Here is a 15208-nt window from a genome sequence, read left to right as displayed (position 1 = left end):
TGTGCTGTCCCTGTTCTAAGAATCAGTTCACGCACGACTCACAACCTGACAATCAGAAAAGGCCGGGCCAATCGCCCGGCCTTTTGCCCTTTCAACGTCTCCGGGCGCTCGGAGACATCAGTTTTCCCGTTTCAATTCAATCGGTTAAAAGAAACCACTTGGTAACTTCCGTAACCAAAATCTTAACGGGTGCAAATCGTATTTACTTTTCGTTAATGATTAGGATCAGATCATGTGAGCGGGGTGTTAAGTCGCATCCCATGTAGAGACCGGTGAGCAAGCCATGAGCGACATTGTCCTTTCCAGCCCCGTCAGGGATAACCTGCTCTCGCTCAAGAACACTGCAGACCTCATGTCCAGGACGCAGAACCGTCTGGCGACAGGCCTGAAGGTTAACTCGGCCCTGGACAATCCCAACTCATATTTTACGGCCGCCGGCCTGAATGACCGGGCGAAGGATCTGAACAACCTGCTCGACAACATGGGGCAGGCCGTTCAGACGCTGAAGTCGGCAGACACCGGCATCACGTCGATCACCAAGCTGGTCGAGTCGGCAAAGGCCATCGCCAATCAGGCCCTGCAGACCCAGAGCGAATACGAGCGCAAGGTCTACGCAGAGCGCTACAACGGTGTCCTGCGTCAGATCGAGGATATGGCGCGTGACGCCAGCTACAAGGGCAAGAACCTGCTCGCTGGCGAGGGCAACGATCTCTCGATCCTCTTCAACGAGGACAGCACGTCCAAGATGAAGATCCTGCCGGTTGACTTCACGAATGCCTCTCTCGAGGAGGGGCTGGCGTTGAGTGATCTGGCAACAGGCTCGGGTGCGACCGCTTCCTTTGCCTTGTCCGGCGGCGCCACAACCCTGACTTTGACCGGACTCCAGGCCTCGTCAGAACTGACGGATCTGGCCCAGTGGTCAGCGGGTGATGTGGTCTCCGTGTCGGATGGCGTCACCACCAGAACCTTCACCGTCGGCAGCGGGCCCGGACAGATCCGGACCGTCCAGGATTATGTCAACGCCCTCAACGACCTCGGGGGCATCAAGGCCAGCTTCGATGAAGTGACCGACCAGATCACCGTCACCTCCGGCCTCGGAGTGGGGCTCAACCTGACGATCTCCAAGGACGCCGCCGGTGGCGGCACCGCCACGAACGGCGGCATCGGAACGGGCACGACCACTTTGACTGCCGCTTCAATGACGGCCGATTCAAAGCTTGTGTCGTCGGGCAGCTACAAGGTGGGCGATGTTCTCAAGGTCGTGGACGGCAATGGCTATGAAGCCGCCTCACTCGAAGTCACCGCCAATACGACTGCTGACGATCTCGTCAAGCTGCTCAACAGCGTCAAGGGTTTGAAGGCGGGCTTCTCGGCCGGCCAGATCAGCCTGGTTGGCGATATTTCCTTCGACATCAAAAGCTCCAACAACGACTTCAACGTCACGGCGCTGGCGACGACAGATGGCACCGTGAAACTGCAGGCCACAGATTCCGATTTCAAGGATGATACGGATATCGAGCGCACGCTGCAGGCCATCAACGGCGCTCTGGCGACCCTGCGCTCAACCGCTTCGTCCTTCGGCACCAGCCTCTCGACCGTGGAAGTGCGGCAGAAGTTCACGACACAGCTCGTCAACACCCTCGAAGTGGGTGCAGGCGCGCTGACCATCGCCAACATGAACGAAGAAGGCGCAAACATGCTGGCTCTGCAGACCCGGCAGCAGCTCTCTTCCACGGCGCTGTCACTGGCAAACCAGGCCGACCAGAGCGTCCTCAGCCTTTTTGGCTAAGGCTGAGGCGAATTAAGGTTTTGTCAGCAATCGTTAACTCTTTGGTGAGTGTTTCTGAACGATGCTGTGTTTCGGAGGAAGCGCATGGCTCTCAAGGTTGAGCTGAAGCCGGGTGAACGGATTATTGTTGGCGACAGCATCATCACCAACGACAATCAGCGCACACGCCTCTTCATCGAGGGCCAGGCGCCTATCCTCCGCGAAAAGGACATTTTAACGCCAGCCACGGCAGATTCCCCGGCCAAGCGAATTTATCTGGCTGTGCAGCTCATGTACCTTTCCAAGGACATCGAAAAGATCGAGGATAACTATTTCAGCTTGGTGAATGACATAATACTGGCGGCACCAAGTACGATACCTTATATTACCAAGATCAGTAACTCGATATTGGCTGGTGCCTTCTATAAGGCTCTGAAAGAAGCAAAGAAGCTCATCGAGTACGAGAGGACGCTCATCGGTCATGTACAAGCAGGCAGCTCAAGCGTACCAGAAGACGAGCCAGGTAGCCGTCTCCCCTAGGGAGCTCGAGGCGACCTTGCTGATGAAAGCTGCGGCCCGTCTGCAACTCATCAAGGATGAGTGGGAGAGCTCATCGCTCGCTGAAATCGATGATGCCCTCACCTACAATCGCAAGCTCTGGACCATTCTGGTTACATCTGTGACCAATCCGGAGAACCCTCTGCCCGATCAGATCAAGAACAACATCGCCTCGCTCGGTGTGTTCATTTTCAAGCACACGATGGCGCTTCTTGCGGATCCGCATCCGGACAAGCTGAACACGCTGATTTCAATCAACAGAAGCATCGCGGAAGGCCTGCGCGCCCGGCCGGAGTGAAGGCCCGGAGCAAGAGCCCTGCCCTTGTCACCCCGTCATGTGACCGCGCATGTTCAAGCCGCCGCCAAGGCGGCTTTTTCGTATCTTGCACGAAGACAACGCCTCTCACGCGGCGCGCGCAAAGAAAAGCCGCCGCCGGTTAACCCGGTCAGCGGCCTTGTTCGATCACAACGACGCGCCGTCATACAAGTCTTCCGATGCTGACGCATCGCGCCTTGAAATTGCTCAGACGCCGCACGGCCTTGCCCCACTCAATGAGTTAGGCTCATTGAGTGGGGTATCAGATATAGTCAGCCAGTGACAGCTTCAGAACAATGGACGAGGCGCGGTAGGACGCCTCGATATTGGTTTGCAGTTGCAGGATCTCCACGGCCAGAAGCTCCTTGTCGACCCCCTCAATCTGGTCCACCGCCGACAGATAGCCAGACTTCTGGATCTGATGGCGCTCGGCCGTAAACTCGATCGACTTGAAAGCCACGGCGATTTCGGTCGTGATATCAACGATACCGGACCGGTCCGTCCTCTCAGGCTGAAGAATGTTCTTCATGCTGGTGGCCAGTTCGGAATAGTATTTTTCATCCGACGGCGTACCACCTGAAAAATCTGCTGCAATGAACGTAGCAAGCGTCTTGACCACATCCGTCAGGCCCTGCTCGTTTGCCCGCACCCCGTAGCCCAGGCGCAGATTGTCATCAACGGCTGCAATCTTGTCCTGACGCGGATCGTCCGTCGGCAGGTTCTCTCCGACATACCAGATCGTCGTGGTCCCGGCCCCGGAAACCAGTCCTGTCGCGGTGTCGAAGGGAGGTCCGTCGACACGGTTCGGTATCTTACCGCCAAAGGTGTCGAAAAACTCGCTGGACGCCCAGGTGTCCGAGGCAGCACGCAGGGAGGTTGCTGTCTGCTCCTTGATAGCGTCCTGAATCGCCGTACGGAGGTTGTCTGCTGTTTCGGCAAGATCAGCGCCGATGGTGAACTCGCCCGTCTTGGCGTTTGAAACAGCCGCCTTGAGTTCGATCGTGACCGACTTGGCACCGTCAGGCGGAAGCGCCAGCTCGATCGAGATCGTCTCCCCCGGTTGCGGCTGCCCGGTGAATTCGACGGCGAAGCTGTCCGGGTCAGCGCCCGTGGGAGCCGTCAGGGTCATGTTCGAGAGATTCGAGGTGACGGCAGAAATGTCGAAACCGAAGTCATGGGCTCCGTCTTCCGAAATCGAAAAGTCAGCGCTGACCGGAACGCCGGCCGACAGAACCGTGTTCAGCGGAGACACCGTCAGGCGCCCCTCGCTGCCGGCGGGCCCCTGGTTGGCCAGCCAATACTCGTTCATCACCTGTTTCAGGCCAGCCTTGCCGTCGGCGCCGTTGAGGATCTGCGACATTTCGAGAACGGGATTGGTGTTCGCATCGCTGCCGCCAAAGAGATAATGGCCGGCGACCTCGGCATTCAGCAGGCCGATCGTTTCGGCCAGCAGGATTTCCGCCGTTGCCTGCGTGCTTGTCTGGCCATCCGCCTGAAGCTGAAAGTTGTTCAGATCCATCGTCGCCTTGCTCTCGATCCGCAGCGCTTCCAGCCGCTGAAGATTGAGATTGAGCGTCTTGATGTGCAGCCGGCTCATGGTGATCGTTTCCTCATAGGCTTCGATCCGTTGTGCCTTCTGCTTCAACTCCATGCTCAAGAGGCGCTGACTGCCGACGCCGCCATAGGTGGTGGACACCTTGCCGGACGCAAGCTGGGATGTCTTTTCCGTCAGCGCTGAACTCAGGCTGTTAAGCTGCTGCGTCAGGTAGCCTCTGGATGTGGTGATCGTACTGATACCCATTGCCTGCCCCTTAGACCGAGTTCAACAGCGTTTCAAACATCTCCCGGGCCGCCTTGAGCACCCGGGCATTCGACGTGTAGGCATTCTGCAGCTGGATCAGGAACCCAAGCTCTGCATCGACATCGACCGAATATTCTTCCTCATGCCGGATCGCCAGGTTCTGGGTCAGGGCCGTGTGGGATGCGGCGGCCTGCTTGCTGGTCTGGGCCTGCTCACCCTGATAGGCGACAACCTGATTGACGAAATCGGAGACCGACCCGCGGAACGGCGAGCCCTCGGTGCCCAGTCCGGTCGACGAGGAGAAGAAGAAGTTCGTCTTGCTGATCGCATCGGCCAGAAACTGCGGACGGCTGCTGTCCTTTTCGGAGTTGCTGACCGGCGTGGTCTCATAGATCACCAGCTTGGAAGCGTCCTTGGGCAGTTCCGAATTGAGCATGATCGACCGGGCATAGCCGGTCTTTTGCCCGCCGGACTCCAGGGCACCGGTGTAAAGCGCCTCGCCTGCCCTGCCATCTGTAAAGAGCGCAAGGCCCAGTCCCTGATTGGAACTGCCGGTGACAGTCACATTCGCCTTCAGCGACGTTACGGAGGTGTTGGTCCCCGTGTCGCCCAGAATGCGCAGCTGGTCCGAGCCATTGTTGGCGACATCCAGATCCGTCGCGCCGAGCGCTGCAATCATCTGGGTGATGTAGTTGGCAGGATCACCGCTCGAAATGTCGATGCCGAAAACCGTGTCGGAAGGATCGGCCGTGACGTTGGGATCCAGCGGCAGCAGCGCCGGATCCTGAACGGCAACGAAGGTCACATTGCGCTGAACACCACCAGAGTCGCGGTAGCTGAGAGACACCGTGTTGCCAGGCTGAAGGCCCGAAACATCAAGCGTGAACCCGCTTTCAGGGGCGACAGTGGTCGCAGTGCCGGCCACATCCACGTTGGAAAATGCAAGTGACAGCTGCGAGGCAATCTCATCCAGCTGTGCCTGTGCCTCGACAAGCGTGTTGTCGCGCAAATCGACGAGCGCCATCAGCGAGCCGGAGCTGGACGTTCTGGACAGGTCCTGCGTAAGGCCACCGGGAGCTCTCAAGGTGATCTGGTTGCCGGACTGTCCAGGCAGAAGAGTGCTGGCCGGCGTGAAGCTCAGCGTCGAGGCCTTGCCATCCACAAACAGCGACTCGCCGTTGTTCGTGGTGATGTTGACCGTGTTGTTGTCGCCCTTGCTGATCCGGATATCCAGGTAGCCGCTCAGCTGCTCCAGATACCGGTCGCGTTCATCCAGCAGGGAAACCTCGGAAACACCCGCGGTCTGGGACCTGGAGATCTTGGCTTCAATGTCCTGCAGCTGCTTCAGCAGCTGATTGACCTCGCCCACCTGAGAGGCAATGGTCCGGTCTGCCTCCTTGCGCATGTCCTCGAAGACGCGATAGGTCGAGTTCAGCTCCTTGGCCATAAGGTTGGCGGTGCTGAGAACCTCCTGCCGGGCGGCATAGCTGTCGGGAGACGTAACAAGAGCAGCCAGAGACGTGTTGAGCCTGGACATCAGCGAAGGCAGAGACCCTGCATCCGCAAGTGTGCCGAGCGTGGCATCCATCCGGTCTGTGTAACTGGCCTTGGTGGTGGAATAGGCCGTATCTGCACGGCTGTTCCAATAGGCCATCTGGATGGATTCATTGACCTGGCGCGTGATGTCACTCGACAGGATGCCGGAGACATTGCCATTCTTGTCAAAGTAGACATTGGCCGTGATCCGCTTGGCCGTGTAGCCTTCGGTCTTGGCATTGGCCACATTGGCCGCAGTCAGGTCGATCTGCTTCTGATTGTAGTTCAGACCGAACAATGCCGTATTCAGCGCCGAAGTCAGACCCATTTCACGCCTCCGAAGTCCTTTGGAAGCGGCGGCGCACCTTCCTGGGCGCCGCCTGCACGATCAGTCAGCCTGATCAGCGGATCATGTTGAGAGCATCCGTCAGCATCTTGTCCGAGGAGGTGATGACCTTGGAGTTGGCCGAATAGGCCTGCTGGGTGATGATCAGCTTGGAAAACTCGGTCGCGATGTCCGAGTTCGAAGATTCGAGGTTATTGGCGAGAACTGCACCGCCTTCGCCGAATTTCGGCTCGCCGGACGTCGGCGTGGCCGCGAAGGCTGCACCATCGACGCGGCGCAGATTCTGCTCGGCCTGGAAGGTCGCAATCGGAATCTCGTAGACCGCGCGCTGCTGATTGTTCGAGTAGGACGCGGTGATCCGGCCGGCCTCATCGATCGACAGGCTGACAACCTGACCGGCCGGATAGCCGTTCTGCTGGATATCAAGGCTGCTGACGATACCGGCGTCATCGTTGAACTGGGTCAGCGAGCCATTGTCGAAGGACAGTTCCACGTTCCCCGCATTCACGCCGCCAACGGTAAGGTTGTCGATGGTGAAGCTGGTCGCCGATGCCGTGTTCGGGGCAGAAGGTGTCAAGGTGTTCATGACGCCCGAAGCGGTGAAGTCAACCTCACCGACGAGGCTCCAGGCGGTCGCCGTCGCAGGGGCGGTTTCGCCGGTGTTGTAATAAAGGTTCCAGGTGTTCGCCGAAGTCTGCGCCCAGCGGAGCGACACGCTCACCGGGGCACCGTTTGCATCATAGACGGTCTTGGAGCCGCCGGAGATGGAGGAGTCCACGAAGGCCTGCTGATCCGCCACGGTGATGTCGGACGTGGTCGTGATCGACGTGGAGCCGCCCGTCTGGAGGTACTGGCTGCCCGGGGTGTTACCGGCAGCGACCGCACGGTTTGTCTTGGGGAAGGTCGGCAGGTTGGCCTGATAGGTCATCTCCGTCGTTGCCTTCGACGGCATCGGCTTGTCATCAATCTGGATCACCGAAGGCGCATCACCGATGGCGTTGCCCGTCAGCGGATCCAGCGGGAAGCCCTTCAGGTAGTAGCCCGAGCTGTTGACGAGGTAGCCAGACTGATCCCGCTCGAAGTCACCGGCGCGGGTGTAGTACTGGGTGTCGGCAAAAGTGGTCTTGCCATCCACCACATCGGAAGCCTGGGTCACCACGAAATAGCCGGGGCCGTTGATCGCCATATAGGTATCGACCTGAGCCTGCACGATCGGGCCAGCCACCGTGTTGGTGGCACGCGAGGTGGCTGCGGTGGTGCCGCTCTGCTGCTTGGCCTGGGTACCGCCACCACCGCCGGCAACCATCTCCGAGAAGGTGGTGTCGAGGCGCTTGAAGCCCACGGTCTGAGAGTTGGCAACGTTGCCGGAGATGTTCTCAAGCGCCCTTGACTGCGCCGCCAGCCCGGAGATTGCTGCGTTGATAGCCCCGTAAATACCCATGATGAATCCTCGTCAGCACTGGAACCCGAAGGTTTTTCCTGCCCTGACTTGGCAAAGGCCGTGCCATTTCCAGTCAGAAACATAAGCCACTGTTTTTATTTCATATTTTTCTGACCACTGTTTCCGGAATAGAAAGTTGCCGGAACTTTCCTGCCGGTGAGGGAAGAAACTGCCGGGCGCAACCGGCAATTCCGTCCCTGCCCGGCAAGGCTTGCATGGGGACGGGCGCCCCCCTACTCTGCCCGCAACAGTCAGTTTGCGAGGCACGCATGCGCTTTGAGGGAACACGGGATTACATCGCCACGGACGACCTGCGGGTTGCGGTCAATGCGGCGGTGGCGCTGGAGCGGCCGCTGCTGGTGAAGGGGGAACCGGGCACGGGCAAGACCGTTCTCGCCCATGAGGTCGCCAGGGCTCTTGGTGCGCCGCTGCTGGAATGGCACGTCAAGTCCACCACCAAGGCGCAGCAGGGCCTTTACGAATATGACGCCGTCTCCCGCCTGCGCGACAGCCAGCTGGGCGATGAGCGGGTGCGCGACATCCGCAATTACATCCGCAAGGGCAAGCTGTGGGAGGCCTTTGAAAGCCCGGTGAAGCCGGTTCTGCTCATCGACGAGATCGACAAGGCCGACATCGAGTTCCCCAATGATCTCCTGCAGGAACTCGACCGGATGGAGTTCTTCGTCTACGAGACCGGCGAAATGGTGAAGGCCCGCCAGCGGCCCGTGGTGATCATCACCTCCAACAACGAGAAGGATCTGCCGGACGCCTTCCTGCGACGCTGCTTCTTCCACTACATCCGCTTCCCGGACCGGGAGACCATGGCGGAAATCGTTGCCGTGCATTTCCCTGGCCTCAAGGACAAGCTGCTGCGCGAGGCGCTGAACCTCTTCTATGACATCCGCGACGTGGCGGGCCTGAAGAAGAAGCCCTCGACCTCCGAGCTGATCGACTGGATCAAGCTGCTGCTCAATGAGGATATCGATGCTGACGCGCTGCGCGAGCGCGACCCGCGCAAGCTCGTCCCGCCGCTGCATGGCGCCCTGCTCAAGAACGAGCAGGACGTGCATCTGTTCGAGCGGCTGGCCTTCATGGCCCGGCGGGAGCAGCGCTGAGATGGCCTTCAGGGCGGCTCTGACGAGATGGCACCGCGTGGCGGCAATTTCTGCCGCGCTGGCTTTTGCCCCGGCCGCCCTGCCTGCCTCTGCCCAGACCGCGGCACCATCCGTGCAGAACGAATACGAGGCCGGGTGGATCAACGACGCGCAGGGCATGCGCCATTTCACCGGTTTCCGGTGCCCCAACGAAGTGGGCGGGCTGACCCGGTCAAAGGTGATGCCCACGGTCAACAGCCGTGTCGCCAGCTGCATCTATGTGGATGAAACGGGCGGCATTCAGGTTGTGGTCAGCGCCTTTCAGCAAGGCACGGCACGGCGGGAGGCAGGCAAGTTCAAAACCGGGTATCAGGCGGCGGGCTACAAGGAGCTTGCGCTTTCCGGCATCGCCGCCAGCGGCATCACTTTCACCACGGGCGGCGACCAGAGCCGCATGCTGTGTGAAACCCTGTGGCCCATGTCCGGTAAGCATGCCGACTACACCGTCTGGATCCATTACTCCTTGCCCTTCCATGAACAAGCCGTCGAGCCCGCCTTCAATGCGGTGGTGGAGATACTGAAGGCACAGAACTGATTTCCTACGTGGAACCACAGGGCTGCCTTGCCAGAGGACGCCGCCCCCCTCAGGATGGCTGCGACAAATGCCAACCGGAGACACGCCCTTGCCGCGACTGCTGCTTCTGCGCCATGCCAAATCCGACTGGAGCACATCGGGGCTTCATGATCATGACCGCCCGCTCAATGCGCGGGGCGAGGATGCCGCACGGCGGATGGCGCGCTGGATTGCGGAGGAAGGCCTCAAGCCGGATCTCATTCTCTGCTCCACCGCCCTGCGCACTCGCATGACGCTGGCCGCACTGCTCCCGGTATTGGGGCATGAGGTGGAAATCCGCCTGACGCGGCGCATCTATGAGGCCAGCGAGAGCGATTACATCAGCTTCCTGCGGGATGAGGGCGGCGAGGCGGAAACCCTGATGCTGATCGCCCACAATCCGGCCACCCATGACACGGCCTGCGAACTGGCCATTCCCGGCTCCGGCGTTGGCTGGGCGGCACTGGAAACCAAGTTCCCGACCGGCGCCCTCGCGGTGCTGGAAAGCCCTTCCCCCTCCTGGTCCGGCCTGCTGCCGCTGAGCTGCACGCTGCAGCATTTCATCCAGCCGCGCCTTCTGCCGGAGTGATCCGCTCTCCGGCGCATTTGCGCAAGGGGTCCGGCCTTCCCATATGAAGGCCGGAGACACAGGATAGACATGAAACTCTCTTCCCTTGCCGATGAGGCGCTGCTGGCGCTGGAGAACCTGGCCGAAAGCGCATCCGGTCTTGGCGTGCCCACCTTGCGGCTGGGCGTGACCGGCCTTGCGCGGGCCGGCAAGACCGTGTTCATCACCGCCCTCGTCCATAATCTGCTGCATGGCGGGCGCCTGCCGCTGTTCGATGCCGCAGCCGGGCGGCGCATCACCCGCGTGTCGCTGCAGCCGCAGCCGGACGATGCCGTGCCGCGCTTCGACTATGAGGCGCATGTGGACGCACTGGTGAAGGAGCGGATCTGGCCCCAGTCCACCCGGCAGGTGTCGGAACTGCGGCTGACCATCGAATATGAGTCCGCGTCCTTCCTCACCCGCAAGCTCGGGCGCGGCAAGCTGCATCTCGACATCATCGACTATCCCGGCGAATGGCTGCTGGACCTGCCGCTGCTGACGAAGGACTACCGCCAGTTCAGTGCCGAGGCGATGGCGCTGGCCCGCTCGCCTGCCCGTGCGTCCGTGGCCTTGCCTTATCTCTCGGAGCTGGCACGGCACGACCCGGCAGCCCCTGAAAGCGAAACAGATGCGCGGGCGCTGGCCAAGGCCTTTACCGCCTATCTCGCCGGCTGCCGGGCAGAAGAACATGCCCTCTCCATGCTGCCTCCGGGCCGCTTCCTGATGCCGGGCGATCTTGACGGCTCCCCCGCCCTCACCTTCGCCCCGCTGGCCCTGCCGGAGAGCGGACAGGCACCGGCAGGCTCGCTCTGGACCATGATGGAACGGCGCTACGAGGCCTACCGCAAGCATGTGGTGCGGCCCTTCTTCCGCGAGCACTTCGCCCGGCTCGACCGGCAGATCGTGCTGGTGGATGCGCTGCAGGCGCTGAACGCCGGACCTGACGCCCTGCGCGATCTGGAGACGGCGCTGGGGCAGGTCCTCACCTCTTTCCGTCCCGGCAAGGCAAGCTGGCTGGCCTCGATCCTCACCCGCCGGATCGACCGCATCCTCTTTGCCGCCACCAAGGCCGACCACCTGCACCGGGACGATCATGACCGGCTGGAAGCCATCCTGAAACGGCTGGTGACGCGGGGCATCGAGCATGCCGAATTCAGCGGCGCCGAGGTGGATGTGCTGGCACTCGCCGCCGTCCGTGCCACCCGCGAGGCGACCGTGCGCCATGCAGGCGAAGAGCTTCCGGCCATCCTCGGCACCCCGCTTCCGGGCGAGCGCGTCAACGGTGACAGCTTTGATGGGAAAACTGAAATCGCCATGTTTCCCGGGGACTTACCATCAGATCCGGAATCACTTTTCCAATCGCTTGAATCAAATTCTGCGAAAGTTCAGAGCCTTGAATCTGAATCAGAACATGAAGCACATGCACGTCTTGACTCATCACATGAAGACGGCCTGCGCTTCGTGCGCTTCCGCCCGCCGCATCTGGAGCGGACCGCCGAGGGGCTGACGCTGTCCCTGCCCCACATCCGGCTGGATCGGGCGCTCAACTTCCTGATCGGAGACCGCATCGCATGAGCGAGGAGACCCGCAAGCCCCGCCGCCCCACGGCCTTCCGCCTTGATGACGAGCGGGTGCGCTTTGACGATGGCTCGCTCGGCGCGCCCTTGCGCAACGAGGCGCGCATCGTGCCCAGCGGTGAGCCGGAGGAAGATGCCCTTCTGCCCGCCGAACCGCGCTCCGCCCCCTTGCGCTTTGGCCGCTGGCTGGCAGGCGGCCTCCTCGGCCTTGCCATGCTGGCCCTCGGCCTCTCGGTGGATGCGCTGATCCGTGACCTCTTCGCGCGCACCGACTGGCTGGGCTGGATGGGCCTTGCCCTCACCGTGCTGGCTGTTCTCGGTTTCCTCGGACTGGCGGTACGGGAGGTCTTCGGCCTGATGCGCCTGTCCCGCATCACCCACCTGCGGCAGGCGTTGGCCGATGCAGCAGAGGCGGATGACGCCAAAGCTGCCCGCGCCGCGCTGACGGATCTGATCGAACTCTACAAGGATAGGCCGGAGACAGCCCGTGGCCGCGCCGCCCTGAAGGCGCATATGGCCGAAGTCATTGACGGGCGCGACCTGGTGGTGCTGGCCGAACGCGAGATCCTGGCGCCGCTGGATGCCGCCGCCCGGCGCATCGTCAGTGACAGCGCCAAACGCGTCTCCGTCATCACCGCCGTCAGCCCGCGGGCCGCGCTTGATCTCGTCGTGGTGCTGTCGGAAAACATCCGCATCATCCGCCGCCTCTCCGCGCTTTATGGCGGGCGGCCCGGCACCGCCGGTTTCCTGCGCCTTGCCCGGCAGGTCGGCACGCATCTGGCCGTCACCGGCGGCATGGCGGCAGGCGACAGCCTCGTCTCGCAGGTGCTGGGCCATGGCCTTGCCGCCAAGCTCTCGGCGCGGCTGGGCGAAGGCGTCATCAACGGCCTGCTGACCGCCCGCATCGGCGTTGCGGCGACAGACGTTTGCCGCCCCGCCCCCTTCATCGGCCAGCGCGGCCCGCGCATTTCGGATTTCCTGTCCGAACTGACCCGCAGCAGCGCGGACCTGAAGGACGGCAAGGCGGAATGAGCGGTTTGGCAACCTGCCCCTGAACGGCCTTGCACTTTTCCCTTGATCCCGGTCAAGGCAGCACTTGATGTTTCTGTTAGCCTGCATCGGTTGAAATGGCTGAGGAGGCAAGCCCATGGACGATCGCACTGTAACCCGCAAGCCGCGCGGCACCCGCCCGGCACCTGCCGCGGATGCAGTTCTCCCGGTGACTGCAGACAGTGCTGAGGCCGAGGCAACGCCTTCCGGCGTTGCAGAGACACCGGCGGAAGCGGTGACGGCACCGCAGCCGGGCACCGAGCCTGTGGCAGCACCCGAAGCAGCCCCTGAACCGGCCATCGCTCCCGTTGCCGCCGCACCGCGCAAGACGCTCGCCGAAATGCGCCATGATCCGGCAGCCATTCATGAGCTGTTTGAAAGCGGCAAATACCCCTATGCCACGCCGATGCGCCGCGCCCCTTACGAGCAGCGCAAGGCAAAGCTTCAGGCCGAACTGCTGAAGGCGCAGCGCTGGATCAAGGAAACCGGCCAGCGTGTCGTCATCCTGTTCGAGGGCCGCGACGCCGCCGGCAAGGGCGGCACGATCAAGCGCTTCATGGAACACCTGAACCCGCGCGGCGCCACCGTCGTTGCCCTGCAGAAGCCGACCGAGCAGGAGGCCTCGCAATGGTATTTCCAGCGCTACATCAATCACCTGCCCTCCGGCGGCGAAATGGTGTTGTTCGACCGCTCCTGGTACAACCGGGCGGGCGTTGAACGCGTCATGGGCTTTTGCAGCGCCAGCCAGTATCTGGAATTCATGCGCCAGTGCCCGGAGATCGAGCGCATGATGGTGCGCGACGGCATCCGCCTGTTCAAATACTGGTTCTCCGTCAGCCGCGAAGAGCAGCGCCGCCGCTTCATGGAGCGCCAGACCGATCCGCTGAAACAGTGGAAGCTCTCCCCCATCGACATTGCCTCGCTCGACAAGTGGGACGACTACACCGAGGCGAAGGAGGCGATGTTCTTCTACACCGACACCGCCGATGCGCCCTGGACGATCGTCAAGTCCGACGACAAGAAGCGCGCCCGGCTGAATTGCATGGAGCATTTCCTCCACTCCCTGCCCTATCCAGATAAGGACACCCACCTCGTTGGCGTGCCGGACCCGCTGATCGTCGGCGCCGCCCATCACGTCATCAGCCACGACACCCACATTCTCGGCAAGACATTGCACCCGGAGATGAAGCCGGGCGGGTAATGCCAAGGCTTTCGATGCTGATGCATCGCGCCTTGAAATTGCCCAAGCGCCGCACGGGCTATGCCAAAAGCAATCTCGACAGGCGTGATGGACGGGCCTAACCTCTGGCCATGTTCATCACGTTCTTCTCAGAGCTGAAAAGCGCCGGGGTGCCGGTCTCCTTGCGGGAATATCTCGACCTGATGCGTGCGCTGGAGCTGGATCTGGCCGGGCGGCGGGTCGAGGATTTCTATTATCTCGCCCGCACTGCGCTGGTGAAGGACGAGAGCAATCTCGACCGCTTCGACCGGATCTTCTCTCAGGTCTTCAAGGGCCTCGACCTCCTCTCCGATGCACCGCAGGCGGAGATCCCCGAGGAATGGCTGCGCAAGCTCGCCGAAAAGCACCTCACCGAAGAGGAAAAGGCGCTGATCGAAAGCCTTGGCGGCTTCGACAAGCTGATGGAGACGCTGAAGCAGCGGCTGGAAGAGCAGAAGGAACGCCATCAGGGCGGCAGCAAGTGGATCGGCACGGCCGGCACCTCCCCTTTCGGCGCCTATGGCTACAACCCGGAAGGCATTCGTATCGGCCAGGCCGAAAGCCGCCACCGCCGCGCCGTCAAGGTCTGGGATAAGCGCGAGTTCAAGGACCTCGACGATACGGTTGAACTGGGCACCCGCAACATCAAGGTGGCGCTGAAACGCCTGCGCCGCTTCGCCCGCACGGGTGCAGCCGATGAGCTGGATCTCGACGGCACCATCCGCGCCACCGCCCACAGGGGTCTGCTCGACGTGAAGATGCGGCCCGAACGGCGCAATGCGGTGAAGGTGCTGCTGTTCTTCGACATCGGCGGATCAATGGATGACCACATCCGCATCTGCGAGGAGCTGTTTTCCGCTGCCCGGTCAGAATTCAAGGTGATGGAGCATTTCTACTTCCACAATTGCCTCTATGAGCATGTGTGGAAGGAAAACCGCCGGCGCCATTCCGAGCGCATGCCCACCATGGACGTGCTGCACAAGTACCCGGCGGATTACAAGGTGATCTTCGTCGGCGATGCCTCGATGAGCCCCTATGAAATCGCCTATCCGGGCGGGTCGGTGGAGCACTGGAACGAAGAGGCCGGCGCCGTCTGGATGCAGCGGATCACCAGCCTCTACAGCCGCGCTGCATGGCTCAACCCGGTGCCGGAAGCCCACTGGGACTACACCCATTCCATCCGCATGATGCGCGAACTGATGGGCGGGCGCATGTATCCCATGACCCTCGAAGGCTTGACGGATGCCATGCGCGATCTGGCGCGGTAGGGGCGCCTTCCGGC

13 protein-coding genes are annotated in these 15208 nt (G+C 61.6%); 10 read left to right on the top strand and 3 right to left on the bottom strand.

Going from position 1 to position 15208, the window contains the following annotated elements:
* Positions 1-283 precede the first annotated feature (283 nt).
* From AC0CMF_RS12580 to flaF, 3 genes are all read left to right on the top strand, one after another.
* A complete protein-coding gene (locus AC0CMF_RS12580; RefSeq protein WP_058899423.1) occupies positions 284-1789 on the top strand; it encodes a flagellin N-terminal helical domain-containing protein in 1506 nt (501 codons plus the stop codon).
* An 84-nt stretch (positions 1790-1873) separates the two neighbouring features.
* Entirely contained in the window at positions 1874-2308 is a 435-nt protein-coding gene (gene flbT / locus AC0CMF_RS12575) for a flagellar biosynthesis repressor FlbT (protein WP_055453877.1), read from the top strand.
* Positions 2250-2624 (top strand): flagellar biosynthesis regulator FlaF, encoded by a 375-nt coding sequence (gene flaF / locus AC0CMF_RS12570; protein ID WP_050472582.1) that lies wholly within the window; start codon positions 2250-2252, stop codon positions 2622-2624. Before flbT ends, flaF begins: the two co-directional genes overlap by 59 nt.
* A gap of 280 nt (positions 2625-2904) precedes the next feature.
* On the opposite strand, the gene AC0CMF_RS12565 is transcribed toward flaF, so the two are convergent.
* The 3 genes from AC0CMF_RS12565 to AC0CMF_RS12555 form a co-directional block, all read right to left on the bottom strand.
* Complete coding sequence (locus tag AC0CMF_RS12565; protein WP_374628991.1) at positions 2905-4443, bottom strand: flagellar protein; 1539 nt, start codon at positions 4441-4443, stop codon at positions 2905-2907.
* Positions 4444-4453: 10 nt separating this feature from the next.
* Complete coding sequence (gene flgK, locus AC0CMF_RS12560) at positions 4454-6307, bottom strand: flagellar hook-associated protein FlgK (RefSeq protein WP_374628992.1); 1854 nt, start codon at positions 6305-6307, stop codon at positions 4454-4456.
* A 73-nt stretch (positions 6308-6380) separates the two neighbouring features.
* Positions 6381-7766: a flagellar hook protein FlgE gene (locus tag AC0CMF_RS12555; protein ID WP_050472579.1), complete on the bottom strand. Its 1386-nt coding sequence runs from the start codon at positions 7764-7766 to the stop codon at positions 6381-6383.
* Between the two features lie 269 nt (positions 7767-8035).
* Here AC0CMF_RS12555 and AC0CMF_RS12550 point away from each other — a divergent pair, with 269 nt between their 5' ends.
* The 7 genes from AC0CMF_RS12550 to AC0CMF_RS12520 all read left to right on the top strand — a co-directional run bounded on the left by AC0CMF_RS12550 (position 8036) and on the right by AC0CMF_RS12520 (position 15194).
* On the top strand, positions 8036-8881 hold the full coding sequence (locus AC0CMF_RS12550) for an AAA family ATPase (RefSeq protein WP_058899420.1): 846 nt from the start codon (positions 8036-8038) through the stop codon (positions 8879-8881).
* A 37-nt stretch (positions 8882-8918) separates the two neighbouring features.
* Positions 8919-9455, top strand: a complete 537-nt coding sequence (locus AC0CMF_RS12545; protein ID WP_374628993.1) for a hypothetical protein — start codon at positions 8919-8921, stop codon at positions 9453-9455.
* 88 nt (positions 9456-9543) lie between these two features.
* Positions 9544-10062, top strand: a complete 519-nt coding sequence (locus AC0CMF_RS12540; RefSeq protein WP_123195723.1) for a SixA phosphatase family protein — start codon at positions 9544-9546, stop codon at positions 10060-10062.
* Between the two features lie 69 nt (positions 10063-10131).
* Positions 10132-11655 (top strand): YcjX family GTP-binding protein, encoded by a 1524-nt coding sequence (locus AC0CMF_RS12535; RefSeq protein ID WP_374628994.1) that lies wholly within the window; start codon positions 10132-10134, stop codon positions 11653-11655.
* On the top strand, positions 11652-12689 hold the full coding sequence (locus AC0CMF_RS12530; RefSeq protein ID WP_472481762.1) for a YcjF family protein: 1038 nt from the start codon (positions 11652-11654) through the stop codon (positions 12687-12689). The genes AC0CMF_RS12535 and AC0CMF_RS12530 overlap by 4 nt, the downstream gene beginning before the upstream one ends.
* A 115-nt stretch (positions 12690-12804) precedes the next feature.
* Positions 12805-13908: a polyphosphate kinase 2 gene (ppk2, locus tag AC0CMF_RS12525; protein WP_186392013.1), complete on the top strand. Its 1104-nt coding sequence runs from the start codon at positions 12805-12807 to the stop codon at positions 13906-13908.
* Between the two features lie 110 nt (positions 13909-14018).
* The gene (locus AC0CMF_RS12520) at positions 14019-15194 is read left to right on the top strand and encodes a vWA domain-containing protein (RefSeq protein ID WP_472481760.1); all 1176 of its coding nucleotides are present in this window, start codon (positions 14019-14021) and stop codon (positions 15192-15194) included.
* Positions 15195-15208: the final 14 nt, after the last annotated feature.

The sequence above is a fragment of the Pannonibacter sp. CBAS1226 genome (assembly GCF_055685825.1).
This window is presented reverse-complemented; position numbering and strand designations above follow the sequence as displayed.

What these genes read in the sequence shown, in the direction of transcription:
- AC0CMF_RS12580 (WP_058899423.1), top strand. Translation starts at nt 284, where the DNA reads ATGAGCGACATTGTCCTTTCCAGCCCCGTCAGGGATAACCTGCTCTCG.
- flbT (WP_055453877.1), top strand. Translation starts at nt 1,874, where the DNA reads ATGGCTCTCAAGGTTGAGCTGAAGCCGGGTGAACGGATTATTGTTGGC.
- flaF (WP_050472582.1), top strand. Translation starts at nt 2,250, where the DNA reads ATGTACAAGCAGGCAGCTCAAGCGTACCAGAAGACGAGCCAGGTAGCC.
- AC0CMF_RS12565 (WP_374628991.1), bottom strand. Translation starts at nt 4,443, where the DNA reads ATGGGTATCAGTACGATCACCACATCCAGAGGCTACCTGACGCAGCAG.
- flgK (WP_374628992.1), bottom strand. Translation starts at nt 6,307, where the DNA reads ATGGGTCTGACTTCGGCGCTGAATACGGCATTGTTCGGTCTGAACTAC.
- AC0CMF_RS12555 (WP_050472579.1), bottom strand. Translation starts at nt 7,766, where the DNA reads ATGGGTATTTACGGGGCTATCAACGCAGCAATCTCCGGGCTGGCGGCG.
- AC0CMF_RS12550 (WP_058899420.1), top strand. Translation starts at nt 8,036, where the DNA reads ATGCGCTTTGAGGGAACACGGGATTACATCGCCACGGACGACCTGCGG.
- AC0CMF_RS12535 (WP_374628994.1), top strand. Translation starts at nt 10,132, where the DNA reads ATGAAACTCTCTTCCCTTGCCGATGAGGCGCTGCTGGCGCTGGAGAAC.
- AC0CMF_RS12530 (WP_472481762.1), top strand. Translation starts at nt 11,652, where the DNA reads ATGAGCGAGGAGACCCGCAAGCCCCGCCGCCCCACGGCCTTCCGCCTT.
- ppk2 (WP_186392013.1), top strand. Translation starts at nt 12,805, where the DNA reads ATGGACGATCGCACTGTAACCCGCAAGCCGCGCGGCACCCGCCCGGCA.
- AC0CMF_RS12520 (WP_472481760.1), top strand. Translation starts at nt 14,019, where the DNA reads ATGTTCATCACGTTCTTCTCAGAGCTGAAAAGCGCCGGGGTGCCGGTC.